At 62.1% G+C, this 25,288-nt stretch carries 24 protein-coding genes; 11 read left to right on the top strand and 13 right to left on the bottom strand.

All coding sequences use genetic code 11. The features are described 5' to 3' along the window. Window positions 1–4: 4 nt before the first annotated feature. Window positions 5–706 carry a phosphoribosylformylglycinamidine synthase subunit PurQ gene (gene purQ / locus BN32_RS19530; RefSeq protein ID WP_019196324.1) on the top strand — a complete coding sequence of 234 codons (702 nt, stop codon included), beginning with the start codon at window positions 5–7 and terminating at the stop codon, window positions 704–706. A gap of 18 nt (window positions 707–724) precedes the next feature. On the opposite strand, the gene BN32_RS19525 is transcribed toward purQ, so the two are convergent. Further along, window positions 725–1,186 (bottom strand): PaaI family thioesterase, encoded by a 462-nt coding sequence (locus BN32_RS19525; protein WP_019196325.1) that lies wholly within the window; start codon window positions 1,184–1,186, stop codon window positions 725–727. A 234-nt stretch (window positions 1,187–1,420) separates the two neighbouring features. Between BN32_RS19525 and purL the strand changes: the two genes are divergently transcribed. After that, on the top strand, window positions 1,421–3,634 hold the full coding sequence (purL, locus tag BN32_RS19520) for a phosphoribosylformylglycinamidine synthase subunit PurL (protein WP_019196326.1): 2,214 nt from the start codon (window positions 1,421–1,423) through the stop codon (window positions 3,632–3,634). 13 nt (window positions 3,635–3,647) lie between these two features. Here the strand turns inward: purL and BN32_RS19515 are convergent, their stop codons facing one another. Beyond that, complete coding sequence (locus tag BN32_RS19515; RefSeq protein WP_244438216.1) at window positions 3,648–4,625, bottom strand: LysR family transcriptional regulator; 978 nt, start codon at window positions 4,623–4,625, stop codon at window positions 3,648–3,650. A gap of 140 nt (window positions 4,626–4,765) precedes the next feature. Between BN32_RS19515 and ggt the strand changes: the two genes are divergently transcribed. Both ggt and BN32_RS19505 read left to right on the top strand, forming a co-directional pair. Next, window positions 4,766–6,379 (top strand): gamma-glutamyltransferase, encoded by a 1,614-nt coding sequence (ggt, locus tag BN32_RS19510; RefSeq protein ID WP_040427328.1) that lies wholly within the window; start codon window positions 4,766–4,768, stop codon window positions 6,377–6,379. A gap of 38 nt (window positions 6,380–6,417) precedes the next feature. Next, window positions 6,418–7,629 (top strand): ABC transporter substrate-binding protein, encoded by a 1,212-nt coding sequence (locus BN32_RS19505; RefSeq protein ID WP_040427060.1) that lies wholly within the window; start codon window positions 6,418–6,420, stop codon window positions 7,627–7,629. A gap of 512 nt (window positions 7,630–8,141) precedes the next feature. On the opposite strand, the gene BN32_RS19500 is transcribed toward BN32_RS19505, so the two are convergent. Further along, a complete protein-coding gene (locus tag BN32_RS19500; RefSeq protein ID WP_019196330.1) occupies window positions 8,142–8,510 on the bottom strand; it encodes a DUF427 domain-containing protein in 369 nt (122 codons plus the stop codon). A gap of 143 nt (window positions 8,511–8,653) precedes the next feature. Here BN32_RS19500 and BN32_RS19495 point away from each other — a divergent pair, with 143 nt between their 5' ends. Next, window positions 8,654–8,890 carry a BolA family protein gene (locus tag BN32_RS19495; RefSeq protein ID WP_040427058.1) on the top strand — a complete coding sequence of 79 codons (237 nt, stop codon included), beginning with the start codon at window positions 8,654–8,656 and terminating at the stop codon, window positions 8,888–8,890. Between the two features lie 18 nt (window positions 8,891–8,908). After that, entirely contained in the window at window positions 8,909–10,093 is a 1,185-nt protein-coding gene (locus BN32_RS19490; RefSeq protein ID WP_430641954.1) for a low temperature requirement protein A, read from the top strand. Window positions 10,094–10,095: 2 nt separating this feature from the next. Here BN32_RS19490 and egtD read toward each other — a convergent pair whose 3' ends face one another. Then, window positions 10,096–11,073, bottom strand: coding sequence for an L-histidine N(alpha)-methyltransferase (gene egtD, locus BN32_RS19485; protein WP_019196333.1), 978 nt, complete (start codon window positions 11,071–11,073; stop codon window positions 10,096–10,098). A gap of 22 nt (window positions 11,074–11,095) precedes the next feature. Beyond that, window positions 11,096–12,367: an ergothioneine biosynthesis protein EgtB gene (gene egtB, locus BN32_RS19480; RefSeq protein ID WP_019196334.1), complete on the bottom strand. Its 1,272-nt coding sequence runs from the start codon at window positions 12,365–12,367 to the stop codon at window positions 11,096–11,098. Between the two features lie 308 nt (window positions 12,368–12,675). On the opposite strand from egtB, the gene grxD reads away from it, so the two are divergent. From grxD to BN32_RS19465, 3 genes are all read left to right on the top strand, one after another. Beyond that, entirely contained in the window at window positions 12,676–13,011 is a 336-nt protein-coding gene (gene grxD, locus BN32_RS19475) for a Grx4 family monothiol glutaredoxin (protein ID WP_019196335.1), read from the top strand. 129 nt (window positions 13,012–13,140) lie between these two features. After that, window positions 13,141–14,424 carry a serine hydrolase domain-containing protein gene (locus BN32_RS19470; protein ID WP_019196336.1) on the top strand — a complete coding sequence of 428 codons (1,284 nt, stop codon included), beginning with the start codon at window positions 13,141–13,143 and terminating at the stop codon, window positions 14,422–14,424. An 85-nt stretch (window positions 14,425–14,509) separates the two neighbouring features. Then, entirely contained in the window at window positions 14,510–15,793 is a 1,284-nt protein-coding gene (locus tag BN32_RS19465) for a serine hydrolase domain-containing protein (protein WP_040427053.1), read from the top strand. A 1-nt stretch (window position 15,794) separates the two neighbouring features. Here BN32_RS19465 and BN32_RS19460 read toward each other — a convergent pair whose 3' ends face one another. Continuing rightward, window positions 15,795–16,862: a threonine aldolase family protein gene (locus tag BN32_RS19460; protein ID WP_040427051.1), complete on the bottom strand. Its 1,068-nt coding sequence runs from the start codon at window positions 16,860–16,862 to the stop codon at window positions 15,795–15,797. A gap of 215 nt (window positions 16,863–17,077) precedes the next feature. Between BN32_RS19460 and BN32_RS19455 the strand changes: the two genes are divergently transcribed. After that, on the top strand, window positions 17,078–18,319 hold the full coding sequence (locus tag BN32_RS19455; protein WP_040427322.1) for a serine hydrolase domain-containing protein: 1,242 nt from the start codon (window positions 17,078–17,080) through the stop codon (window positions 18,317–18,319). Between the two features lie 75 nt (window positions 18,320–18,394). Here BN32_RS19455 and rpsD read toward each other — a convergent pair whose 3' ends face one another. From rpsD to rpe, 6 genes are all read right to left on the bottom strand, one after another. Then, window positions 18,395–19,012: a 30S ribosomal protein S4 gene (rpsD, locus tag BN32_RS19450; RefSeq protein WP_019196340.1), complete on the bottom strand. Its 618-nt coding sequence runs from the start codon at window positions 19,010–19,012 to the stop codon at window positions 18,395–18,397. Between the two features lie 195 nt (window positions 19,013–19,207). Then, complete coding sequence (locus tag BN32_RS19445; protein WP_019196341.1) at window positions 19,208–19,609, bottom strand: cupin domain-containing protein; 402 nt, start codon at window positions 19,607–19,609, stop codon at window positions 19,208–19,210. Between the two features lie 83 nt (window positions 19,610–19,692). Further along, window positions 19,693–20,484 (bottom strand): glutamate racemase, encoded by a 792-nt coding sequence (gene murI / locus BN32_RS19440; protein WP_040427320.1) that lies wholly within the window; start codon window positions 20,482–20,484, stop codon window positions 19,693–19,695. Window positions 20,485–20,535: 51 nt separating this feature from the next. Next, entirely contained in the window at window positions 20,536–21,075 is a 540-nt protein-coding gene (locus BN32_RS19435) for an MOSC domain-containing protein (RefSeq protein ID WP_019196343.1), read from the bottom strand. Between the two features lie 4 nt (window positions 21,076–21,079). Continuing rightward, complete coding sequence (gene purB / locus BN32_RS19430) at window positions 21,080–22,387, bottom strand: adenylosuccinate lyase (RefSeq protein ID WP_040427049.1); 1,308 nt, start codon at window positions 22,385–22,387, stop codon at window positions 21,080–21,082. A 103-nt stretch (window positions 22,388–22,490) separates the two neighbouring features. Then, complete coding sequence (rpe, locus tag BN32_RS19425) at window positions 22,491–23,192, bottom strand: ribulose-phosphate 3-epimerase (protein WP_040427318.1); 702 nt, start codon at window positions 23,190–23,192, stop codon at window positions 22,491–22,493. Window positions 23,193–23,484: 292 nt separating this feature from the next. On the opposite strand from rpe, the gene BN32_RS19420 reads away from it, so the two are divergent. Then, entirely contained in the window at window positions 23,485–24,213 is a 729-nt protein-coding gene (locus BN32_RS19420; protein WP_019196346.1) for an EF-hand domain-containing protein, read from the top strand. Window positions 24,214–24,268: 55 nt separating this feature from the next. On the opposite strand, the gene BN32_RS19415 is transcribed toward BN32_RS19420, so the two are convergent. Then, complete coding sequence (locus BN32_RS19415; protein ID WP_019196347.1) at window positions 24,269–25,270, bottom strand: P1 family peptidase; 1,002 nt, start codon at window positions 25,268–25,270, stop codon at window positions 24,269–24,271. Window positions 25,271–25,288 lie beyond the last annotated feature (18 nt).

The raw sequence follows: 25,288 nt of genomic DNA, 5'->3' as shown, positions 1-25,288 counted from the left end.
ACCGATGAAATCAGCCGTTCTCGTCTTTCCCGGCATCAATCGCGAACGCGACATGGCGCGCGCGCTCAAGCTCGCGTCCGGCAACGACTCCGCGATGGTCTGGCATGCCGACACCGCTTTGCCGAAGGGCACCGATCTGGTGGTGGTCCCCGGCGGATTCTCCTACGGCGATTACCTGCGCTGCGGAGCTATCGCGGCGCGTGCGCCGATCATGGACGCCGTCCGCGCCTATGCGGCCAATGGCGGCCTCGTGCTCGGCGTTTGCAACGGTTTCCAGATTCTCTGCGAGTCGGGCCTGCTGCCGGGCGTCCTGATGCGCAACGCGCAGCTCAAGTTCATCTGCCGCGACGTGCATCTGCGCGTCGAACGTTCCGATACGCCGTTTACACGCGGTTACAATGCCGGGCAGGTGATCCGCGTGCCGGTGGCGCATGGCGAAGGCAACTACGCCGCCGATGAAGATACCATCCGTCGTCTCGAAGGCGAGGGCCGGGTGCTCTACCGCTATTGCAGCGCTTCAGGCGAAGTCGGCGACACCCACAACATCAACGGCGCTGCGGCGTCTATCGCCGGCATTGTCAGCGACAAGGGCAACGTGCTCGGCATGATGCCGCATCCGGAAAACCACGTCGAAGACATCATGGGCAACACCGACGGCCGCGGTCTGTTCGCTGGCCTGGTGGCGCATCTGAAGAGCGCGGCTTAATTCCGCGCTCTTATCGCCTTACGCCTTCTTCTTCATCCGTTTGATTGTGCCGGAGAACGTGAACAGCGGCCGGTCGCCGGTGACGAGTGTGCCGCGCAGGAAGATCAGCGAGCCGCCCGCGCGGGTGATGCCGCCGACGGCTTCGATCAGGTCGCCTTCCTTGGCGGCGTCCAGAAACTCACACGCGAACGCCACCGTCACCGCCGGAGCTTCAAGCTCGCGGGCAGCGAAGGCAAACAGGCAATAGTCGGCGAACGTCATGTAGCAGCCGCCATGGACATTGCGCATGCCGTTGAGGTGTTTCTTCTCGACGCGAAACGCGCAGCGGACGGTCCCGTCGTCCTCGAAGCGGTGCCAGAACGGCCCGTTGTTGGACTCGAAGCTGTCGCGGCTCCAGGTCCGCCATCCGGCGAACTCGCCCTCAGTGGCGATCAGGAGGTCGGGACGGGGGCGTGGGGTTTTCTGCACAATGTCGTCCAAGATGCCGCGGGATCCTTCAGAAGCGGCCACCAGGCCCTGTGGAGCCTCTCTTAGAACCTCATGGGGCAGGCCCGCAACCGGGGGTTTTTTAGCCGGGATTTCTCCCTATCTGATGCTTGCCGCAGGCCGGGCTGCCGTGCACAAAGAGGCCCGGAATCACGCCTATTCCGCCTTATCCGACCCCTCTGGTTACCCGGAGGGACGCCGAAGCATTTGACCCGGAGCGACGTCACCTTGACGATCAGGAACGAACCCCAGATCACCCCCGATCTCGTCGCCAGCCACGGTCTCAAGCCGGACGAATACGAGCGCATCCTGAAGCTGATCGGCCGGGTGCCGACGTTCACGGAACTCGGCATCTTCTCGGCGATGTGGAACGAGCACTGTTCCTACAAGTCCTCGCGCATCCATCTGCGCGGCCTGCCGACCAAGGCGCCGTGGGTCATTCAGGGCCCGGGCGAGAACGCGGGCGTCATCGACATCGGCGATGGCCTCGCGGTTGTCTTCAAGATGGAGAGCCACAACCACCCCAGCTACATCGAGCCGTATCAGGGCGCGACCACCGGCGTCGGCGGCATCCTGCGCGACGTGTTCACCATGGGTGCGCGGCCGATCGCGTGCCTCAATGCACTGAGCTTCGGCGACCCGAGCCATCCGAAGACACGCCATCTCGTATCGGGCGTCGTCGCGGGCGTCGGCGGTTACGGCAACTCGTTCGGCGTGCCGACGGTCGGCGGGCAGACGCGTTTCCACACCCGCTATGACGGCAACATTCTCGTCAACGCGATGGCGGTGGGCCTCGCGGAGGCCGACAAGATTTTCTACGCGGCGGCGTCCGGCGTGAACATGCCGATCGTCTATCTCGGCTCCAAGACCGGCCGCGACGGCATTCATGGTGCCACCATGGCGTCCGCCGAGTTCGACGACGATAGCGCGGAGAAGCGCCCGACCGTGCAGGTCGGCGATCCGTTCGCCGAAAAGCTGCTGCTCGAGGCGTGCCTCGAGATCATGGAAGCGGATTGCGTCATCGCGATTCAGGACATGGGCGCGGCGGGTCTCACCTGCTCCGCGGTCGAGATGGGCGCGAAGGGCGACCTCGGTGTCGAACTTGATCTCAACGCGGTGCCGACGCGTGAAACCGGCATGAGCGCCTATGAGATGATGCTTTCGGAGTCGCAAGAGCGCATGCTCATGGTGCTGAAGCCCGAAAAGGAAAAGCAGGCCGAAGCGATCTTCAAGAAGTGGGGACTGGACTTCGCCATCGTCGGCTACACCACGCCGACCCAGCGTTTCGTCGTCAAGCATGGCGGCGACGTGATGGCCGATCTGCCGATCAAGGAACTGGAATCGGAAGCGCCGCTCTACGATCGTCCGCATGTGCCGTCGCCGCAATTGCCCGTCATTCACGCGCGCGACGTCAAGCCGCCGGTTTCGATTTCAGACGCGCTGTCCAAGCTGATTGCGACCCCCGAACTGTGCTCGAAGCGCTGGGTGTGGGAGCAGTACGATCACGTGATCGGCGGAAACACGATGCAGCGCCCCGGCGGCGATGCCGCGGTGGTGCGCGTGCAGGACGGACCGAAGGGGCTTGCGCTGACCTGCGATGTGACGCCGCGCTATTGCGAGGCCGATCCGTTCGAGGGCGGCAAGCAGGCGGTGGCGGAAGCCTGGCGCAACATCACAGCGGTGGGCGGGCGTCCGCTCGCGATCACCGACAATCTCAATTTCGGCAATCCTGAGCGGCCCGAGATCATGGGCCAGTTCGTTGGTTGCCTGAAGGGCATCGCGGAAGCCTGCCGCACGCTGGATTTCCCGGTCGTGTCCGGCAACGTCTCGCTCTACAACGAAACCAACGGCCGCGGCATCCTGCCGACGCCGTCGATCGGCGGCGTCGGGTTGCTGGATGACTTCACCAAGTCGGCGACGCTGGCGTTCAAGGCCGAGAATGAGGCCATCCTGCTGATCGGCGATACGCAGGGCTGGCTCGGCCAGTCGGTCTATCTGCGCGACATCTGCGGCAAGGAAGAGGGTGCACCGCCGCCGGTCGATCTCAATATCGAGAAGCGCAACGGCGACGTGGTGCGCGGCATGATCAGGGGCGGCACCGCAACCGCTGTTCACGATGTTGCGGATGGCGGCTTGCTGGTGGCGTTGACCGAAATGGCGATGGCCAGCGGCATCGGCGCCATCCTCGATGCGCCGCCGGAAGAGACCGTGCCGCATGCGTGGTGGTTCGGCGAAGATCAGGCGCGCTACGTCATCACCGTACAGGAAGAGCAGTTGCTGACGGTGCTGAGCAAGCTGAAGGCGGTCGGCGTGCCGTGCCATGTGATCGGCAAGACCGGCGGCCATGACATCGCCGTCGAAGGCGAGGCACCGGTTTCGGTGGTGTCGCTCAAGGCGGGCTTTGAGAACTGGCTGCCGGCTTACATGGCCGGCAAGGGCTGATCGCGCGCTGCGATTATTTTCTGCTCTGGCGCGTGCGCCGTCGCGGCGCCTCCTGCCGCGACGCCATGGATGCTTTCGCGACATCGATGAAACGTGCCGCCAGCGGCGACAGATGATCCTCGCGCCACACCAGCGAGATATCGAGGGTCGCGGTCGCGTCTTCGATCTCCAGCGCCGCGATCCCCGGAGGCAGGGTCGGGATAAAAGATGCATCGAGAATCGTGCAGCCGAATCCCGATCGCACCAGTTGCAGCAGCACGGGCACGTCGTCGGCTTCCTCTGCAATTGTCAGGGAGAGCCCGCGGTCCGCCATCAGCCCGTTGATGAGCGCACGGAAACCGCGCCACCGCCGGACGCTGCCGATCACCAGCGGAGCGGTGGACAGGGCTCGCAGCGAGATCGCGCGGTTTGCCGCCCAGGCATGGCTTGTCGGGACCAGCGCGACCAGCCGTTCGCGCGAGATCGGAATTGTCTGCTGTGGCGGCACGACGACATTCGACATCATGAACCCGAGATCGAGCGCTCCCTCGTCGAATGCCGCAGCCTGTTCAGATGACGCGAGCAGGCGCAGGCCGACCTGTGCCTGTGGGTGGCGTTTGCGGAATTCGATGATGATATCGGACATCGGGCCGGTCGCGGCAAAGGTCGAGTAACCGACGCTGACCGTGCCGCTCAGGCCCTGGGCAACGCGTTCCGCATGCACTGTGGCGCGGGCCAGGCGCTGCATCGCGTCAGCGCTTTCGCGATAGAGCACCTCTCCGGCAGGCGTCAGCACGACGCGTCGGGTCGATCGCTCGAAGAGCGTAAAGCCTAACTGGTGCTCAAAATCCCGAATGCTGCGGCTGAGCGCCGGCTGGGCGATCCCGAGCTTCTCGGCGGCCTTGCGGAAGTTCAGCGTTTCACCGACCGCAAGAAAGTAAGGGATTTTGGCTGGAAGCAGGGGACGGACCATCGCGCAACGGCCGCGACGGCGGCCTTCCTTTGTTACCATAAAAAGCATCAATAGCAGCTTGATTGGTATTGGACAGGCATGAATGCGATCTGTCAAATCAGGCCTATCAGCCTGCGCAGTGCGGCGGCCCGGTCCGCCTTTGCAGCGGCGTAACCACAAGACATCTCATGGGAGAAAGCATGCCGAAAGGGAAGGCGATGATCGTCGCGGCGCAGGCCGAAGCGGCGGAGGCCGGTGCGGACATCCTGCAGGCGGGCGGAAACGCCATCGACGCTGCGATTGCCTGCGCGCTGGTTCAGGGCGTGGTCGATCCGTTGATGACCGGCATCGCCGGTTTCGGCAGCGCCGGCATCTATTTCCCCGGACAGGGCTTCCACCAGTATCTCGATTTCCACGCACCGGCGCCGGCCGCTGCGCGCCCCGACATGTGGGCCGATCTGATCGAGGGTGAAGCGCGCGACGGCTATGGCTTCATCCTGCGCGGCAAGGTCAACGATCTCGGCTATCAGTCGATCTGCGTGCCTGCAGCGCTGAAGGCGTATTACGAGGCGCATTCCAGATTCGGCGTGTTGCCGTGGCGGGACATCGTCGCGCCGGCGATTGCATGGGCTGAGCGCGGCTGGATGGTGCGCCCCCACGTTGAATTTTTCTGGTCCGATCCCGGCATCATGGATCGCGCCTCGGGAATCGATCGGCTCTCGTTTACGGCTTCCGGCCGCAAGCTCTATTGCCGCGAGGACGGAACCTACAAGCGCGTCGGCGATGTCGTCCACAATCCGGATTACGCGCAGACGCTGCACATGATCGCCGAGGGCGGCTCCGACGTCTTCTATCGCGGCGAACTGGCGCAGCGCATCGCCGCCGATATGAAGGCCAATGGCGGTCTCATCACCGCGGATGATCTTGCAAATTATCAGCCGCGATGGTGCGAGCCGCTGCGCGGGCAGTATCGCGGCTATGAAGTGACGACCAACAATCCTCCCGGCGGCGGCGTCATGCTGCTCGAGATGCTCAACGTGCTTGAGCATTTTGACCTCTCGGCGCTCGGGCACAACAGCGCCGAATATCTGCGTGTGGTCTGCGAGGCGATGAAGCGCGCGACCGCCGACAAGGATCGTTTCCTGGGCGATCCCGATTTTCTCGATATTCCAGTCGAGAAACTGACGTCGAAGGAGTACGCCGCGGGAATGGCAGGCGAAATCAAGGCGCACGTCAAAGGCAACGTGCCGCGTTTCAATTCCGGCATGCCATCGAAGGACACCACGCATGTGTCGGTGGTCGATCGCGACGGCAATTGCGTGACCATGACGCACTCGCTCGGCATGCCGTCCGGCGTCATCACCGACGGCATGGGTTTCTTCTACAATGGCTGCATGGGCGTATTCGATCCGCGTCCGGGCCGCGCCGGCTCAATCGCGCCGGGCAAGGCGCGCTTCACGTCGGTCGTGCCGTCGATCGTCTTCCACGCCGGAAAACCTTATCTGGTGATCGGTGCGCCCGGCGCGACGCAGATCGCCATGGGTGTGCTGCAGGCCATTCTCAACGTGCTCGATTTCAACATGACCATGACCGAGGCGGTCAGCGCGCCGCGTTTCTCGGCCACGAGCAACGCCATCGATGTGTCGAACCGCATCATCCACGGCGTCACCAACCAACTCGAAGCCGACGGCTACCAGGTGATCCGCAGCCCCTACACGTTCGGTTTCGCAGCCGTGCATGGCATCCGGATCGGCGGCGACAGGCTCGATGGCGGCGCCGACCCCGGCCATGACGGCATCGCGCTGCCGGTCTGACACCGAACAAACAGAATTCAGAAGGAGGAAGAGATATCGTGAGAACAACCAGGATCGGACTGACGGTCGCGGCCATGCTGATGGCTTGCAGTGCGGCGCAGGCGCAGGTGTCTGACGACGCCGTCAAGATCGGCGTGCTGACCGACCACTCGGGCGGCTTCGCCTATCTCGTCGGCAAGTACTCTGTCGAAGCGACCCAGATGGCGGTCGACGATTTCGGCGGCAAGGTGCTGGGTAAGCCGATCAGCGTCATTACGGCGGATCATCAGAACAAGGCGGACATTGCCTCCGCGATCAGCCGCAGATGGTTCGAGACCGAGGGCGTTGATACCATTACCGACGTCGCGGGCTCCGCCGTTGCCCTTGCCACTCAGGAAATCGCGCGGTCGCGCGGCAAGGTGTTGCTGATCTCGGGCGCCGCGACCACCGAACTGACGGGCAAGGCCTGTTCGGCGACGACATCGCAGTGGAGCTACGACACCTACGCCTTCGCCAAGGGCACGGCGAGCCAGGTCACCAAGCAGGGTGGTGACAGTTGGTATTTCCTGACCAGCGACTATGCCTTCGGTCATTCGCTCCAGCGGGACGCGAGCCGCTTCGTCGAGGCCAGCGGCGGCAAGGTGCTTGGCAGTGTGCGTTTCCCTTTCGGCTCGCCGGACTTCTCGTCATTCCTGCTTCAGGCGCAGGCCTCCAAGGCCAAAGTGATCGGGCTCGCCATGTCGGGCGCTGATCTCCTAAGCGCGATCAAGCAGGCGCGTGAGTTTGGCATCGCGCAGTCCGGGCAGAATCTCGCCAGCCTCGTAATCTACATCAACGATATCGAAGGCGTCGGGCTGAACGTCGCGCAGGGGCTGACGCTCACGACCTCGTTCTACTGGGACGCCAACGATGAAACGCGCGCCTGGGCGAAGCGGTTTATGGAGCGCTCCGGCGGCTTCATTCCAAACCTCATCACCGCGGGAACCTACGCATCGGTGCTTCACTACCTGAAGGCGGTCGAGGCTGCCGGAACGGACGAGGGCAAGGCGGTGGCCGCGAAGATGAAAGAGCTGCCGGTCAACGACTTCTACAACAAGAACGTGCAGATCCGTGCGGACGGCCGGGTGATGCACAAGACCTTCCTGATGAAGGTGAAGTCGCCGGCGGATTCCAAATATCGCGGTGACTTCTATCAGCAGCTCGCTGAAATGTCCGGCGACGAGTCGTTCAAGCCGCTGGCGGAAAGCGAATGTCCGCTGGTTAAAAAGTAGAAGCAGCAACCCGGAAAAACCGCAGGCGAAACCTGCGGTTTTTCTCTGACTGCAGTTTGACGGATTACCAGCGGCCGTGTCCGACGCCTATGCTGACGCCGACCCCGGGGGCACCGTATACGCCGACGCTCGGACCTCCATTGTAGTAACCACGCTCCCTGTATTGGCGTCGCGGAGCGTAAGCGTACGAGTCGTCCTGAACAACGACGCGGCGTGCGCCACGGGTCCGATAGCATCGGCCGTGTTCATCGCACACCATGCGAACGTGCTCGACGTTCGATCCGGTTTTCACACTCGAAATGCCATTCGTCATCGGTGCTGCGATCGCTCCACCGGCCAAAAGAGCGCCTGCACCTGCTAAAAGCGCTATCGTGAAATGTCTCATCATAAGCCTCCTGTGCGGCAAAGGTACCGTTGGGAGGCAACACAAGGGACAGGGGGTTGTTCCATGTCATTCTGCGCGCGGCAGGGCCGGTCATAGAGGCGCACGCATAGCGGCTAGCAGGAATGAGTTACAGTTCCTCGATCGTGACCTTGTCCGGATAGAACGCCAAATGCCCTTCAATCTCTTTCACCGACTCGTAGGGCGTCTCATAGGTCCATATAGCGTTCTCCAGCGTCTTGCCGCCGGAGAGGATGCTGAAATAGTTCGCGTCGCCCTTGTAGGGACAATAGGTGCTGTGGTCCGTCCGCTTCAGCTTCGCAGCATTGGCATCAGCACGGGGAATGTACTGGACAGGTGCGTAGCTCGCCTCTTTCAGGGTCAGGGCGTGGATGGTTTCGGCGATAACCTCGCCGCCGACGCTGATCCGGACCCGTTTCGGGTTCGCCGCGATTGTAATCGGGTGGTCCGGGCCTGGAATTCTCATACGGACGTTCATGGCGGGCTCCCTGTTGAGGCCACAATATAGGAGCGATCCTGCGCAATGCTCGCGTGACGAGGCAGGCTGCACGGGCTAGAATCAGTCATATTTCGGTGTATTGCGTGAGCCGGGAATGGCTCAACATGAGGAGATTCAACGACATGCCAATGGACGCGCGGGACATCGAAACGATGATCAAGGCTGCGTTGCCCGACGCGAAGGTGGAAATCCGCGATCTCGCGGGCGACGGCGACCACTACGCCGCCACCGTCATCTCCGAAGCATTTCGCGGCAAGTCGCGGGTGCAGCAGCACCAAATCGTCTATCAGTCGCTGAAGGGGCAGATGGGCGGCGTGCTGCACGCGCTGGCGCTGCAAACGGGCGTGCCTGACGCCTGACCGTCGGGACCGGGGGCAATGGTGTCAGCAAACGGAACCCTGTTGCGAGCCCGTGCGCCGCACCAGCATCACCGTGTTACCTACGTTGAACTGTTTTTCGATCTCGTCTTCGTTTTCGCCATCACGCAGATCTCCCACACGCTGCTGGCGCATTTTACGCCGCTGGGCGTGTTGCAGACCACCATCCTGTTTCTGGCTGTGTGGTGGGTCTGGATCTTCACATCCTGGATCACCAACTGGCTCGACCCGGAGCGCACGCCGGTCCGCGTGATGCTGTTCGGGCTGATGATCGCCGGCCTGTTGCTGTCCACCTCCATTCCCAAGGCGTTTGAAAGCCGGGGGCTGGCGTTCGCGCTGGCCTATGTCGTCATGCAGGTCGGACGATCGGCCTTCACGTACTGGTCGATCCCGAAGTCCGAGCCCGGTTTGCGCATGAATCTGTTGCGCATCACCCTGTGGCTCGCGTGCAGCGGCGTGTTCTGGATCGCAGGCGGCTTCGCCGAGGGGCAGGCGCGGCTACTTCTGTGGATCGTTGCGGTGGCGATCGAGTATTGCGGACCGGCGATGCGGTTCCGGCTTCCCGGTTTAGGTGCGACCCCTCTTGCGGACTGGGAGGTCGAAGGCGGCCATATGGCCGAGCGCTGCGCGCTATTCATCATCATCGCGCTTGGCGAATCCATCGTGGTCACCGGCGCGACCTTCGCGTCAGCCGCATGGACCGCGCCGGTGATCATGGGCTTCGTTGTGGCGCTGATCGGCAGCATCGCCATGTGGTGGGTGTATTTCCATATCGGTGCAGAGGCGGGGGCGGAACACATCTCGCATTCCGACGAGACCGGAAAGTTGGCGCGGCTCGCCTACACCTATCTGCACCTGCCGATTGTCGCTGGCATTGTCGTCTCGGCGGTGGGCGACGAACTGCTGCTGGCGCATCCCGAGGGCCATGCGGATGCCAAAACCATTCTCAGCATGATCGGCGGGCCGCTACTCTTCCTGATCGGCACCATCCTGTTCAAACGCAGCATCCGTGGCATCTTTCAGCTCTCGCACCTTGTCGGCATCGGTCTGCTGGTCATGCTGATCCCGTTCGCGCATCATTTGTCGCCGCTGCTGCTGTCATCTGCGACAACCGCAATCATGCTGATCGTCGCAGCTTGGGAAGCGATTTCGCTTCGCTCGCGGGCGATATCCGACGAAGTCTGAAATCAGGCCCCGTCTTCCGCGACCAGCGCGTGAACCGAGAACATTCCGTCGGGGTCGGTCCATGATGCGCAGGGAGTCCATCCCGAGCCGCGCGCCAGCGTGGTGAAGCGCTCGATGCTGTATTTGTAACTGCTCTCGGTGTGGATCGTTTCGCCAGTCCGGAACGTCGCGGTGTGATCCAGCACCCGCACAGTCTGCGGTTTGCTGCTGATCAGATGCATCTCGATGCGATGGCGCTCACGGTTGTAGATCGCGCGGTGCTTGAACCCGTCGAGATCCAGATTGCCGCCGAGTTCGCGGTTGATCCGCGCCAGTACGTTGAGATTGAACTGGCCGGTCACACCCGCCGCGTCGTTGTAGGCATCGTGAAGCACACGCTCGTCCTTCTCGAGATCAACGCCGACGATCAGCGTTGCGCCTTCGCCGAGAATGGCCCGCGCGCCGCGCAGGAAGGCGCAGGCTTCATGCGGGTCGAAATTGCCGATGGTCGAGCCAGGAAAGAAGCCGACCTTGGGCATGTTCTTGACTTCCGGCGGCAAGTCGAACGGCTCGGTGAAATCAGCCGTCACCGGATAAACCGCGAGATCGGGAAAATCGCTACGCAAGGCGCTGGCCTGGCCGTTGAGGAAGTCACCGGAGATGTCCACCGGAACGTAGGCCTTGAACGCGCATTGCTTGAGCAGCAGGCGCACCTTGGTCGTGGTGCCGGCGCCGAATTCGACCAGCGCCGCATTCGCAGGAATCGTCTGGGCGATCTCCGCGCCGCGGTCGCGCAGAATGCGCAGCTCGGTGCGGGTCGGGTAGTATTCCGGCAGCAGCGTGATCTGCTCGAACAGTTTGGAGCCTGCTTCGTCGTAAAAATATTTCGGCGACAGTTTCTTCGGCTGCTGCGACAATCCCGCGATCACGTCCCGGGCAAAAGAGCGGTCAATTTGATCGTGAAGCGGAGCATCGGCCCGCGTGTTGACATGCACATTCATGACGAACTCATGGGTTGAGGGTTCAGATGGCGTAATCGGCGAGCCGCAGTCCCGTGAACTGCCAGCGATGATGCGGATAGAAGAAATTGCGATAGGTGATGCGGCTATGATTGTCCGGCGTTGCCAGCGATGAGCCGCGCAGCACCAGTTGATTGACCATGAATTTTCCGTTGTATTCCCCAAGCGCGCCGTCAATGGCGCGGTAGCCGGGGTAGGGCGAGTACGAACTGCGGGTCCATTGCCAGACGATGCCGAATGCGTCGTTGAGATGACCCGCGCGGGCGGTGACTTCCCATTCCATTTCGGTGGGCAGATGTTTTCCGCTCCAGCGCGCGAAGGCATCGGCTTCGTAGTAGCTGACGTGCGAGACGGGAGCTGATGGATCGACCGGCTGCAAACCGCCGAGCGTCATGATTATCCATTCACCGTCGATCTTCCGCCAGTGGCCGGGGGCCTGCCATTCCTCACGTTCGGCTGCGGCGACGCCGTCCATCAGCCACAGCGTCGGCGTCGTGTAGCCACCGTCGTTCATGAACGCGAGCCACTCGGCGTTAGTGACGAGATTGCGCGCGAGCTTGACGGGGCCGACCAGCGCGCGATGCGCGGGCTTCTCGTTGTCGAAGTGAAATGAATTGTCGGTGTGACCGATGGTGTGGATGCCTTCCATCAGCGTAACCCACGTATCGCCATCACGGTGCGCCGCCGGAAACGTCCAGCCGGGTTCATAGGCAGGCGGGATCGGGTTCTGCGCGAAGGCATGCAAGATGTCGGTGAGCAGCAATTCCTGATGCTGCTGCTCGTGGTTAAGCCCGACCTCGATCAGCGGCTCCAGCTTCGTCAGCGTGGCCGCGTCCGCCGAACTGAAAAATGCCGCCACTGCGGCATCAACGTGCTTGCGATAGGCCGTCACCTCGTCCGCGCCCGGACGGGTGAGGTGGCCACGCTGGGCGCGCGCGTGACGGGGCCCGGCGCTGACGTAATAGGAATTGAACAGGTAGGCGTAGTCCGGGTGATAGGGCTTGTAGCCGGGAGAATGTTCGCCCAGCAGGAATTGCTCCCAGAACCAGGTGACGTGGGCGCGGTGCCATTTCGTGGGGCTGGCGTCCGGCATCGACTGGACCAGTTGGTCCTCGGGCGATAACGGGGCTGCCCGTCGCTCGGTTTCGTCTCGGACGGTGCGATAGGCCGTCAGTAGCCTGGTGGCCAGCTCATCGCGGATTTCTTGGCGGAATTCGGCCGTAAATGCGGAGGAAGTGGCGACACGGGCGTCTGGCTGGGATGCTGGTTTCGTCACGAGAATCTCCGGTTGAGGAGAGAACGATGCTTCTCCGGATCGGTTCCGCAGAACGGATGCTCTAGATAGGGCGCCCCACCGGAGATAAAAGGCACCGTCGGCCATGAATGATGCGCGTCAGCTATGATGCTGATGTGCGGTCGGGCGTGAGGGGCCCGCTTTGGCCTCTTTTTTCGGGGATGGCATGGCACCCTTTCAGCGATTTGATTGGGCTGCGGAACCGTTTCACGCTACATATATGGGCAGAGCGACAGGCCGTTGAGGATTCCCGGCCTTGCCGCGGGACCGAGGCAGTTAGGGACGCGAATATGAGCATCGACCAATTCATCGACAACGAAGTGAAGTCCAACGACGTCGTGCTGTTTATGAAGGGCACGCCGCAGTTTCCGCAGTGTGGATTTTCGGGCCAGGTGGTCCAGATTCTCGACCACGTCGGCATCGCCTACAAAGGCTTGAACGTGCTCGAATCATCCGAACTGCGCGATGGCATCAAGATCTATTCGAACTGGCCGACCATCCCGCAGCTCTACGTCAAGGGTGAGTTCGTTGGTGGTTGCGACATCATCCGCGAGATGTTCCAGGCTGGCGAATTGCAGCAGCTGCTCGCCGACAAGGGCGTCGTGGTTCAGCAGCCTGCCGGCTGATCTTTCCAAGGCGAGGCGGTGCAAGTCGCCGTCTCGCTTGTGCAGCTGCCTTTAGGGCCGATACAGTCCTCCCAAGCCCGGACACCAACGATCCGGGCGTTCGTCTGAAAAGACTTGGGAGGTTTTTCTATGCTCGTGTCCCGCCACATCAAGGCGTCGCTCGTCATTGCCACCGTACTGTTCGCTGCAACAGGCGCTTTTGCCGACAGCGTTGTCCGCACCCAGCCCGCTGAAGCCGGACTGTCGCCCAAAGGGCTCGCGCGGATCGGCGACTATCTCAAGAACGAAATCGCAGCCAACAAGATTCCCGGCGCCGTGATGATGATCCAGCGCCGCGGCAAGGTCGCCTATTACGAGACCTTCGGCGTCCGCGATCCCGCCACCAAGGCGCCGATGACGGCGAACACGATCTTCCGCATCTACTCGATGTCCAAGCCGATCACGACGGTCGCAGCGATGATGCTCGTGGAAGAAGGCAAGCTCCAGCTTGGCGATCCCGTTGCGAATTACATTCCCGCGTTCAAGGACGTGAAGGTCGGCGTCGAGAAGAAGGGCGACGATGGAAATATGACGCTCGACCTCGTGCCGTCACGCCGTCCCATGACGGTTCAGGATCTGATGCGTCATACGTCGGGCATCACTTATGGATTCTTCGGAGAAGGGCTTGTGAAGAAGGCCTATGTCGATGCGAAAATCTCCTCGGAAGATGTCGATAATGCCGGCTTTGCGGATCGCATCGCCAAATTGCCGCTGGCCTATCAGCCGGGATCGACCTGGGACTACAGCCACTCGACCGACATTCTGGGGCGCGTGGTCGAAGTCGTGTCGGGCAAATCGCTCTATCAATTCGAGAAGGAGCGCATTCTCGATCCGCTCGGCATGAAGGACACCGCATTCTACGTCACCGACAAGGCCAAGCAGCCGCTGATTGCCGAGCCGTTCCCGAACGACCGCAAGATCGGCAATGACGCCGACATGAATGACCCGCGCGTCGTGCGCAAGTGGGAGTCCGGCGGCGGCGGCATGATGTCGACCATCGGCGATTACGCCCGGTTCGCGCAGATGATCGCGAACGGCGGGACGCTCAACGGCAAGCGTTACCTGAGCCCGAAGACCATCGCCTATATGGGGTCGAACCATATAGGTCCCGCGTCAGGGGTGGCGAATGGCCCGTACTATCTGCCAGGCCCGGGGTTCGGTTTCGGTCTCGGATTTGCGGTACGGACCGAGCCCGGGGTCAGCATCATGGAGGGCAGCGTCGGGGAGATGAACTGGTCTGGCGCCGGTGGCACCACCTTCTGGGTCGATCCGAAGGAGGACATGTTCGTGGTGTTCATGTCCCAGACTGTGCAGCATCGCGGCCGCCACCGCATCGCGCTGAAGAATCTCGTCTACGGTGCGTTCGAGAAGTAAAAGCCTGACATATGGCTGCCCGGTGCAACCGCGCCGGGCGGCATGCGTATCTGATGGACCGACTGCAGACTGAAAGCAGGACCCAATGAGATCGCGGCGTATCTGGAGCCTGCTTCCCGCAGGGATGATTGCGCTGACGGCGAGTGCCGCCGGGGCCGACGGTGCGATGCGGGTCTATCCCCCGGATGCCGTTCTCTCTCCACAGCGGCTTGAGCGCATCACCGACTATTTCAACGCCGACGTTGCGAACGGCAAGATTTCTGGTGCGATCGTCCTGGTTCAGCGCCACGGCAAGCCGGTCTATTTCAAGTCCTTCGGCAAGATCGATGTGACGACGGGCGAACCGATGACACCGGAGGCTATCTTCCGGATATTCTCGATGACCAAGCCGGTTACGAGCGTTGCAGCGATGATGCTGGTGGACGACGGCAAGCTGAAGCTCGACGATCCGGTGTCCAAATACATTCCGTCGTTCGCGGATACGAAAGTAGGCGTGGAGACCAAGGCCGAGAACGGTGATCCCGTCCTCAAGCTTGTTCCGTTGGATCGTCCGGTCACCATCGAGGATCTGCTACGGCAGTCAGCCGGCATTCCCTATGGCTTCTATGGCAAGAGCCTTGTCCGTTCTGCCTACACCAACGCTAACCTGTATGCCGAAGGGACCGACAACGCCGCTGTGGCCGAAAAGATTGCGCGGTTGCCGTTGGCCGAGCAGCCAGGCACTTTGTGGGACTACGGCCACTCGATGGATGTGCTCGCCCGCGTGATCGAAGTGGTGTCCGGGAAATCGCTTTATGCGTTCGAGAAAGAGCGGCTGTTCGGGCCGCTCGGTATGAAGGATACGTCGTATTCCATTGCAGATCCGTCGCAGCACCACCGCATTGCAGAGCCGCTGCCGAGCGATAACAATTTCAGAACCGGAAATTCCCGGAATCCGCGCGTATTCTCGAAGTGGGAGCCGGGGACCAGCGGGCTCTTGATGACTATCGGCGATTTCAGCCGGTTCGCGCAGATGCTGCTCAACGGCGGGGAACTCGACGGCAGGCGTTATCTGAAGCCTGAGACCTTCGCGACGATGACCACGAACCACATCGCGCCAGCAACTGGAGTGAAACGCGGGTCGTTTTATTTTCCCGGCGACGGTTTCGGCTATGGCCTCGGCTTCGGTGTCCGCACCGAAGCCGGCAACGCCACGCCGCCGCCTCCGGGTTCGCTCGGCGAAATCAAGTGGGACGGCGCGGGTGGGACTTACTTCTGGATCGATCGCGCGCAGGACATGTTTGTTATCCTGATGATCCAGTCGCCGTCGGAGCGCGGCCGGATTCAACCCGCGCTGAAGGCGATGGTCTACGACGCGTTCGAGCGGTAGATCACGCCCTGGATGCGATGGCGCGGATCAATGAAACCGTTTCGTCGATCATCGCCGCCGTCACATCGAGATGGGTGCAGGCGCGGATGCGGTGATCGAGAGCGCCGGTCAGGATGCCGCGTCCGCGCAGTTCCGTAATCATCTGCGGCGTGGTGATGCCGGTTCCGGTGGGATCGAAGAAGATCAGGTTGGTCTCGGGTTGATTGACCGTGATGCCCGGAATTTGCGCGAGACCGCGTGCCAGCGTGCGGGCATTGGCATGGTCGTCCGCGAGGCGATCGACGTGATGATCGAGCGCGTAGAGGCAGGCGGCGGCGCAAATGCCGCTCTGGCGCATCGCGCCGCCGAGGCGCTGTTTCCAGCGCCAGACCTCGTCGATGAAGTCATCGGTCCCCGCGATCACCGCGCCGATGGGCGCACCAAGTCCCTTGCTGAAGTCGATCCAGATCGAGTCCCAGCCCTCAGCCATGTCCCGTGCGGACACGCCGGTGGCCACGCAGGCGTTCATCAATCGTGCGCCATCCATGTGGGTGATGAGGCCATGCTCGCGCGCGATAGCCGTGATCTCGTCAAGAACGGATTTTTTCCAGATGGTGCCACCGCCGATATTCGCGGTCTGCTCGACGGTCACGACGCGCTGTGGCGCAGAGTAGCGCGAGACCGGCTGGATCGCCGCGCGGAACGTCTCTGGTGTGAAAATCCCGTTCTCGCCGGGCAGCGGCGTGATCTGAAATCCGCCGAGTGCTGCATGCGCACCGCCTTCGCGGGTCAGCACATGCGCGGAGGGATGTGCCAGGATTTCGTCACCGGGACGGCAATGTACCAGCGTGGCCGCCACATTGCACATCGTCCCCGAAGGCAGGAAGACCGCGGCTTGCTTGCCGAGCAGGTGGGCCACTCGCTCGCATAACGCAATCGTTGTGGGGTCGTCACCGATCTGCTCGTCGCCCACCTCCGCGCGCGCCATCGCCTCGCGCATGGCCGGTGTCGGCCGCGTCTGGGTGTCTGACATCAGATTGATGCGAACAGGCGGTAACGTCGGATCGGGCGAGGCAGGGGTCATTCTCATTGGGCGTCCTGTGCGTCGTCGTGTTGATGTATTCAATAGAATGCTGGGGGGGCCAATGGAAGTCACGGGATTTTAGGTGTGCTGACCTAGGAGCATTGCTTGCATTGAGGCTGTCAATCGCTAGGCTTGCCGCTTGATATTTTCAGTTTCCGGATGAGGCTGATTTGCATTTAACAGCTCATTGTCGCGTGGCCGTCCGTGCCTTGGCGTTGTGCTTGTTTCAGACAGCGGCGATCTGCTTTTTCATCGTACAGGCTTCAGCAGGCAGCATCGGAAAAACCGCGCCGGAGGCGGCCGGTTTCTCGATCGAACGGCTGGCGCGCATCAGCGCGTACCTCAACAACGAGGTGACAACCGGCAACATTCCCGGCGCCATCGTGCTGGTCCAGCGCCGCGGCCAGCCCGCGTATTACGAAGCCTTCGGCGCGCGCAATGTGGCAACCAAGGCGCCGATGACGCCAGACACGATCTTCACGCTGTTTTCGATGACAAAGCCGATCACGTCGGTTGCGGCGCTAATGCTGGTGGAACAAGGCAAGCTCGCGCTCGACGACGAGGTCGGAAAATACGTTCACGGGTTTTACGATATCAAGGTCGGCGAGGAAAAGCCTGGTCCGGACGGCAAGCCCGTGCTCGACCTGGTGGCGCCGCGCCGTCCTATCCTGATCCACGATCTGTTGCGGCAGTCAGCAGGCATACCCTACGCCTCCCTGGCCTATGGCGTGGTGAAGAAGCCTTATGAAGACGCCGACCTCATGTCAGGCAAGTTCACCAATGAGGAGGTCGCGAACCGCATCGCGGCACTGCCTTTGATCAGTCACCCCGGCGATTACTGGACCTATGGCCATGCCACCGATGTTCTTGGGCGGGTGATCGAGGTGGTGTCGGGAAAGTCGCTCTATCAGTTCGAAAAGGAAAACCTGCTCGGTCCGCTCGGCATGACGAACACGAGTTTCTTTGTCGCCGATCCTTTGAGGCAGGCGCTGCTCGCCGAGCCACTGCCCAACAAACATGACAAGCTGGATCGCGATCCCCGTGTCGTCACCAAGTGGGAATCCGGCGGCGGCGGCATGGTGTCGTCGATCGCGGACTATGCACGCTTCGTGCAGATGCTGGTCAATCGCGGCGAATTGAACGGCAAGCGCATTCTGGCGCGCAAGACCGTCGACCTGATGACGTCGAACCATATCGGCGAGGCTGCGGGCATCAAGCCATGGGTCTATTATTTTCCCGGTGCGGGCTATGGCTTCGGCCTTGGCGTTGCTGTGCGGACGGAAGCGGGCGTCAGCCACTGGGCTGGTTCGGTCGGCGAGTACGAGTGGAGCGGGGGAAGCGGGACATACTTCCTTGTCGATCCGAAGGAAGACATGTTCGCGATCCTGATGATCCAGTCTCCCTCTCAGCGCGGCCGGATTCAGTCCGCAATCAAAAGCCTGATTTACGGCGCGCTGAAATAGCGGATCGAATTCACGCCAACAAAAAGGCCGCCCGATGGGGCGGCCTTTCGTATTTCTGTTATCCGGCTGAAGAGATCAGCGCGAATAGAATTCGATGATGAGGTGCGGTTCCATCTGAACCGGGAACGGCACTTCCGAAAGACCCGGAACGCGCGTGACCTTGGCAGTCTGCTTGCCGTGATCGACTTCGAGATAGTCGGGGGTGTCGCGCTCGCCGAGCTGGTTGGCTTCCAGCACGAAGGTGAGCTGCTTGGACGATTCCTTGATCTCGATGACGTCGCCGACCTTGACCTTGTAGCTGGCGATGTTGACGCGCTTGCCGTTCACCTTGATGTGGCCGTGGTTGATGAACTGACGGGCCGCGAACATGGTGGCGACGAACTTCGCGCGATACACCACGGTGTCGAGGCGGCGCTCGAGCAGACCGATCAGGTTCTCGCCCGAATCGCCCTTCAGGCGGCTGGCTTCGACGTAGATCGCGTGAAACTGACGCTCGGAAATGTTGGCGTAATAGCCCTTGAGCTTCTGCTTGGCGCGCAGCTGCGTGCCGAAGTCGGAGAGCTTGCCCTTGCGGCGCTGGCCGTGCTGGCCGGGGCCGTATTCGCGCTTGTTGACGGGGCTCTTCGGGCGGCCCCAGATGTTCTGGCCCATACGGCGATCGATTTTATACTTCGCCTCACTACGCTTAGTCATCGCGTCCTCTTTCTAAAAGTTTGAGTTTTGAGGAAACGCGCCCTCCTGTGCAGCGGGATATGATCCCGGTGCTGACAGGTCCGCCTCATAAGCTTGATGAGAAAGACCACGGGTCGCGAAACGCAACGCGGGCCGAAACCGGCCCGCGAGCAACGGGGTTCTATGAAAAACCCCCCGTAATGTCAAACAGTTCGGCTATTTCGCCGGAGCCGGGGAGGCCAGCGGCCTGGTCTTGTCCACCACGTAAACCCCCAGCACTTTCATAGGCTTATCGCCATGAACGGCAGCATCGTGAACGGCGCCGGCGGGGATCTGGTAAGATTCCCCGGCTTTCAGCATCTTGTCGGGCTGCCCGTCGATGGACAACACCAGTTCCCCTTCCAGGACATAGCCCGTTTCGACCCCCGGATGAGTGTGGCGGCCGGCCTTTGTCCCCGGAGCCAGTTCGGCAAGGCCGGTGACCGTATTGTAGCCCTCTGGGAAGGCGACGGTCTGGAGCGGTGTCCGCTTGATGCCCGCGGGCGGCTGCTGGGCGAGGGCCGCGCCAATGCCGGCGAGCGCGAGAACAGAAACGCAAAGCACTGTCTTCTTGAGCATGTGTATCTCCCTTTCGCTGTTCTCTTTCGGAACAGACCGGGCGGGAGGCTAACAGCCGAATGGTATCTGCGGAAGGACGGTTCTCAGTTCACGAGGCTGGCGCCGAAGAACGGGATGAGTGCCTTGGCCAGTACCGGCGAGGGCGCTTGTTCTGAGGTGAAGAGGATGCGCGCACCGAGTGCTTCGTTGGTGCCATTGGTGGGGCCCAGCAGGTCGCTGACCCGCCGCGCGATGGCGGGCGCGGGGTCGATCCAGTCCACGCTCCATGGTGCCAGCGCAAGCATCTGATTGATCAGCAGGGGATAGTGCGTGCAGGCCAGCACAACGGTATCGGTTCGTGCATCGCCATTGAGGAAGCACGGCGCGATCTCGGCGGCGATGGCGTCGTCGCTGACGCGTTCGCCGCGCAGCGCCGCTTCGGCGAGGCTTGCGAGATTTTCCGCGCCCACCAGCGTCACGTCGCAGCCCTGCGCGAAATCGGCGATCAATTTTTTGGTGTATTCGCGCTTCACGGTGCCCTTGGTGCCAAGCACCGACACGCGTTTCGTCTTCGAGGATGCGCAGGCGGGCTTGATGGCGGGTACCGTGCCGACGAATGGCACGCTGTAAGCCTCGCGCAGATGCGTCATGACCAGGGTTGAGGCCGTGTTGCAGGCAATGACCACAAGCTCCGGCCGATGTTCGGCGATCAGGTCGCCAACCAGCGGCACGACGCGGGCAACGATCTCATCCTCGGTGTGCTGTCCGTAAGGAAAATAGGCGTCGTCCGCGACATAGACGTAGCGCGCGCCCGGCCGCAGCTTGACGATCTCGCGGAACACGGTGAGACCGCCAAGGCCGGAATCGAACACGAGTATCGTGGGCGCCTGGGACACAAAGGACATGATAGCCGATCTGCGGTTACCACTTTGTTGTAATCAGGGCGGCTAGACCGGCTGAAGCGGGCGGTGCGGCCCCTCCGGCAGCACAACCCGGACAACGTCGCCGGGGCGGACGTCGCCGTTCGCCAAAACCACGCTCATGACCCCGGCCTTGCGGATCAGGTTGCCGTCGGCATCCTTGTCCAGCGTTGCGGCCATCAGGCCTTGCTGGAAGCGGTCGATCTGGATGCACGGATTACGGAGGCCGGTAACTTCGATCAGGGCCGTCTCGCCGAGGTGCAGCCGCGTGCCGGTTGGCAGCGCCAGCAGGTCAATGCCGCGGGTGGTGACGTTCTCGCCCATCTCGCCGGGCCGGACGATGAAGTTTTTCGGGGCCAGCTCGTCGAACAGCTCTTCGTGGATCAGATGCACCTGACGCAGGTTTGGCTGGGTCGGATCTCTCGCGACACGGGAGCGGTGCTTCACCGTATCGCCCATATGCGCGTCACCGTCGACGCCGAGCCCTTTGAGCAGGCGGATGCTCAAGGAGTTCGTCTTGCTGAAGTGGTGACCCTTGCGCAGGCTCACCGCGGTGACGATGCCCATAGGTTCAGGATGCTCCGAACACCCGCTTGAAGATCGTATCGACGTGCTTGAAGTGATACGCGAGATCAAATTGTTCCTCGATCTCCTTGTCCGACAGATATTTCTTCACGTCGGCGTCCTTCTTCAGAAGTGACTGGAAGTCACCTTCGCCGCGCCAGACCGGCATCGCGTTGCGCTGGACCAGCTTGTAGGAGTCCTCGCGCGAGGCCCCCTTCTGGGTCAGCGCAATCAGCAGTCGCTGCGAATGAACCAGACCGCCGAGGCGGTCGAGGTTCTTCTGCATGTTGGCCGGATAGACCAGCAGCTTCTCGACGACACCCGCGAGACGGTTGAGCGCGAAATCCAGCGTCACCGTCGCATCGGGGCCGATCATGCGCTCGACGGAGGAATGCGAGATGTCGCGCTCGTGCCAGAGCACGACATTCTCCAGCGCGGGCGTCACGGCGGAACGGACAATGCGGGCGAGGCCGGTGAGATTTTCGGTCAGCACCGGATTGCGCTTGTGGGGCATCGCCGACGAACCCTTCTGGCCTTCGGAGAAGAACTCTTCGGCTTCCAGCACTTCGGTGCGTTGCATGTGGCGGATTTCAGTGGCGAGGCGCTCGACCGACGAGGCGACGACACCCAGCGTCGCGAAGAACATCGCGTGGCGATCACGCGGGATGACCTGTGTCGAAATCGGCTCGACGGCGAGGCCCATGGCCTTCGCGACATGCTCTTCGACGCGTGGATCGATCTGCGCGAAGGTGCCGACCGCGCCGGAAATCGCACAGGTCGCGATTTCCTTGCGCGCCGCCACAACACGCTCGCGAGCGCGGGTGAACTCGGCATAGGCATAGGCGAGCTTGAGGCCGAACGTGACCGGCTCGGCATGGATGCCGTGGGAGCGGCCGATGGTCGGCGTCATCTTGTGCTCGAAAGCGCGGGTCTTGAGCGCGGCGAGCACCTTGTCGATGTCGGCGATCAGGATGTCGGCGGCCCGCGAAAGCTGCACATTGAGGCAGGTGTCGAGCACGTCCGACGAGGTCATGCCCTGATGCACGAAGCGCGCTTCCGGGCCGACGATCTCGGCCAGATGCGTCAGGAAGGCGATGACGTCGTGCTTGGTCTCGCGCTCGATCTCGTCAATTCGTTCGACGTTGAAGGTCGCGTCCTTGGCCTTGGCCCAGATGGTTTTGGCGGCGTCCTTCGGGATCGTGCCCAGTTCGGCCAGTGCATCAGCAGCATGCGCCTCGATCTCGAACCAGATATTGAAACGCGTCTGCGGCTCCCAAATGGAGACCATTTCGGGGCGGGAATAACGGGGAATCATCGCGAACTCGTAGGGTTGGGGATTACGCCGCGCTTTAGCAGATCGCTTCCGGCGAGGCCACCCTTGAGACGCGATTATGCCCGGAAAATCGGGCCTTCTTGGCCTAAATCGCTTCGCTGCGGGCGTGAGCGGCTGCGTTGCGGATTGCAGCGATGTTCGCCTTGTAGCTGTCCATCGTGCTGCCCTTGAAAACGGCGGAGCCGGCGACCAGCGCGTTCGCGCCGGCGGCGGCGACCTTGGCGGCGTTGTCGGCTGTGACTCCGCCATCGACTTCGATGTCGATCGGCCGTCCGGCGCACATCGCGCGGACTTGCGAAATCTTTTCCAGCACGGAAGGAATGAACGACTGGCCGCCGAAGCCGGGGTTGACCGACATCACCAGTACGAGATCGACTATATCGATCACGTATTCGATGGCGCTCGCCGGCGTCGCGGGATTGAGCGAGACGCCAGCCTTCTTGCCGAGTGCACGGATCGCTTGCAATGAGCGATGCAGATGCGGTCCCGCTTCGACGTGCACGGTGATGATGTCGCAACCGGCCTTGGCGAAGGCCTCGAGATACGGGTCGCACGGCGCGATCATCAGATGTGCGTCGAAGATCTTCTTCGAGTGCGGGCGCATCGCCTTGATGACGTCCGGCCCGTAGGAAATGTTCGGCACGAAATGGCCGTCCATCACGTCGAGATGCATCCAGTCGGCGCCGGCCTGATCGACGTCGCGGACTTCCTCGCCGAGCTTCGAGAAATCCGACGCCAGGATCGACGGCGCGATAATCAGCGGGCGGGGTGCAAGGGGTTGGGACATGGCGGTTTCCGGTGCTTCCCTTGGCGTATTCTGGAGCTGACGTGCCAGCAGTGACGGATAGGTTTCGCCTAACATGCCGCCTGCACGCGGGCAATGTGAGGCAGGCGGCGTACACAGGAACAGCGCGGATTTAGCGGCAAATCCTGCCGTGGCGGCAGAAATTGCCGCGCCGGAAGCGCCACCTGGCGGCGAAAATGCCCGAATTTATTGGGTTACTGGAGCGGCACGGCAATTGCTGGATACTTCTCGGGTTGATCTCAGCCGTGTTTCATCGGCTTTGGGGAGTATCGCGATGTTCTTTGCAGCAGGTGCTGTTGGAGCTGCCGCTATTGGCGCGCTCGATTTGCTGTCCTCGCTGACACCGGACAAGTCGGCAGCGGCCAAGACCGGCGTCAAACAGACGAATTCCCTGTTCGATGTGATCGGTTCGAACAGCAGCACGCCGAGCACGACGTCCGTATCCTCGACAAGTTCCACTCCGGCCGGAGCCCTGTCGCCATCGACATTCAATGCGCTGCTGTCGGCGCAAGATTCCAACGGCAAAGCCAGTCCATCAGATGCATTGAAGAGTCTGTTCGCGCAGATCGACGGCAACGGCGACGGCAAGATCACCAAGGCCGAATTCCAGGACAAGCTCGGCGCGGGCGGCACCAATATCGCCGCCGCCGACAACGTCTTCAACAAGATGGATGCCAACGAAGATGGTTCTGTCAGTCTCGATGAAATGGCGACTGCGCTCAAGGGCAAGGGCGGCGGTCATGCGCATCAGGCCGGTGGCGGCGCCGACGCGCTGAAGCAGGCTCTGGGAGGCGCGTCGAGCACGACGACAACAAACAGCGACGGCTCGATCACGACCACGCTGACATATGCCGACGGATCGAAGATCACGCTGAGCCAGCCCGCATCGTCGGCGACATCGACCGCCGCCTCGACACAATACAATCTCCTCGAGAAAATGATGCAGCGTCAGACGGATGCGCTCGCCGCGTCCGCGAAACAGTCGGTCTCCATCAACATCTGATGTAATCGGGATTCGCCTGCAGGCTGAATCGGGTCGGTATCCCGCGCGCTGACCGCTATGTCCCAAACCGTTCTTTCCACGACGGCAGCGCGCCGGCGAAAGGAAGCGCCTTCGCTTCGTAAACGCCGCGCGCGATCGCGCGTGCGATAACGTTTGCAGCCACCGCGCCAAGTTCGGTGAGCCCATAGAGCGGATCGATGGCTCTTTCTCCGGTCGCTGCGGCGAACACGATGTCGCCGTCGAGCGGCGCGTGGACCGGATAGATCGCGCGGGCAAATCCGGTTTGCGCGATCATCGCAAGCCTATTGACCTGCGGCTTGGTGAGGATGGCGTCGGTGACGACCAAGGCCAGTGTGGTGTTCTCGATCGACGTCGCGGCGGCGCCGCCCTTGAGCCGCATCGCGAGCATGTCCGGCGTAAAAGATGGTGGCAGGCCGCGTCCGCCGAACTCATTATTTTGCTCAAACGGCGCTGCCCAGAACCATGGTCCGTCGCCGACATTCACGCTGCCGACCGCGTTGACGGATGCGATGGCTGCAACACGCACGCCGTTTGTCATCACGGCGGAGGCCGAGCCAAGCCCGCCCTTGAAGTTGGCGGTGGTCGCGCCGAAGCCTGCGCCGACGCTGCCGAGCGTGAACGGGCCATCGGTCGCTGCTGCGGCCGCCGCGTAGCCGAGATCGCGATAGGGCGGGAAGCGGCCCCATGCCTTGTCACCGCCATTCAGCATGTCGAACATGACGGCACCCGGAACAATCGGGATCAGGGCGTCGCCCACGGCAAAGCCGCGCCCTTGTTCAGCGAGCCATGCCTGCACACCGCCGCCGGCCTCCAGCCCGAACGCCGAGCCCCCGGAGAGCGCGATCGCATCGATGCTTTCGACTGTGTTGACCGGTTCGAGCAATGCGCCGTCCCGGATTCCGGGTCCCCCGCCGCGCACATCGGCGGAGGCGACAACGGCCTTGTCGAAGATCACGGCGGTCACGCCGGATGCGACCGTTGTGTCATGGGCGTGGCCGACGCGGACGCCGGGAATGTCGGTCAGCAGGTTCTTCATCACTTCACCTTGGCATCT

The organism is Afipia birgiae 34632 (assembly GCF_000308295.2).
In the GTDB taxonomy this organism is placed as follows: domain Bacteria; phylum Pseudomonadota; class Alphaproteobacteria; order Rhizobiales; family Xanthobacteraceae; genus Afipia; species Afipia birgiae.
This window is presented reverse-complemented; position numbering and strand designations above follow the sequence as displayed.

Excerpts from the sequence above, each read along its gene's own strand:
- BN32_RS19445 (WP_019196341.1), bottom strand. The coding sequence starts at position 19,609 with ATGCTCAAGAAGACAGTGCTTTGCGTTTCTGTTCTCGCGCTCGCCGGC.
- ggt (WP_040427328.1), top strand. The coding sequence starts at position 4,766 with ATGCCGAAAGGGAAGGCGATGATCGTCGCGGCGCAGGCCGAAGCGGCG.
- BN32_RS19470 (WP_019196336.1), top strand. The coding sequence starts at position 13,141 with ATGCTCGTGTCCCGCCACATCAAGGCGTCGCTCGTCATTGCCACCGTA.
- BN32_RS19495 (WP_040427058.1), top strand. The coding sequence starts at position 8,654 with ATGCCAATGGACGCGCGGGACATCGAAACGATGATCAAGGCTGCGTTG.
- purB (WP_040427049.1), bottom strand. The coding sequence starts at position 22,387 with ATGATTCCCCGTTATTCCCGCCCCGAAATGGTCTCCATTTGGGAGCCG.
- BN32_RS19500 (WP_019196330.1), bottom strand. The coding sequence starts at position 8,510 with ATGAACGTCCGTATGAGAATTCCAGGCCCGGACCACCCGATTACAATC.
- BN32_RS19515 (WP_244438216.1), bottom strand. The coding sequence starts at position 4,625 with ATGGTAACAAAGGAAGGCCGCCGTCGCGGCCGTTGCGCGATGGTCCGT.
- purQ (WP_019196324.1), top strand. The coding sequence starts at position 5 with ATGAAATCAGCCGTTCTCGTCTTTCCCGGCATCAATCGCGAACGCGAC.
- BN32_RS19460 (WP_040427051.1), bottom strand. The coding sequence starts at position 16,862 with ATGAGAATGACCCCTGCCTCGCCCGATCCGACGTTACCGCCTGTTCGC.
- rpe (WP_040427318.1), bottom strand. The coding sequence starts at position 23,192 with ATGTCCCAACCCCTTGCACCCCGCCCGCTGATTATCGCGCCGTCGATC.
- BN32_RS19490 (WP_430641954.1), top strand. The coding sequence starts at position 8,909 with ATGGTGTCAGCAAACGGAACCCTGTTGCGAGCCCGTGCGCCGCACCAG.
- BN32_RS19420 (WP_019196346.1), top strand. The coding sequence starts at position 23,485 with ATGTTCTTTGCAGCAGGTGCTGTTGGAGCTGCCGCTATTGGCGCGCTC.
- BN32_RS19465 (WP_040427053.1), top strand. The coding sequence starts at position 14,510 with ATGAGATCGCGGCGTATCTGGAGCCTGCTTCCCGCAGGGATGATTGCG.
- rpsD (WP_019196340.1), bottom strand. The coding sequence starts at position 19,012 with ATGACTAAGCGTAGTGAGGCGAAGTATAAAATCGATCGCCGTATGGGC.
- egtD (WP_019196333.1), bottom strand. The coding sequence starts at position 11,073 with ATGAATGTGCATGTCAACACGCGGGCCGATGCTCCGCTTCACGATCAA.
- BN32_RS19415 (WP_019196347.1), bottom strand. The coding sequence starts at position 25,270 with ATGAAGAACCTGCTGACCGACATTCCCGGCGTCCGCGTCGGCCACGCC.
- BN32_RS19435 (WP_019196343.1), bottom strand. The coding sequence starts at position 21,075 with ATGGGCATCGTCACCGCGGTGAGCCTGCGCAAGGGTCACCACTTCAGC.
- grxD (WP_019196335.1), top strand. The coding sequence starts at position 12,676 with ATGAGCATCGACCAATTCATCGACAACGAAGTGAAGTCCAACGACGTC.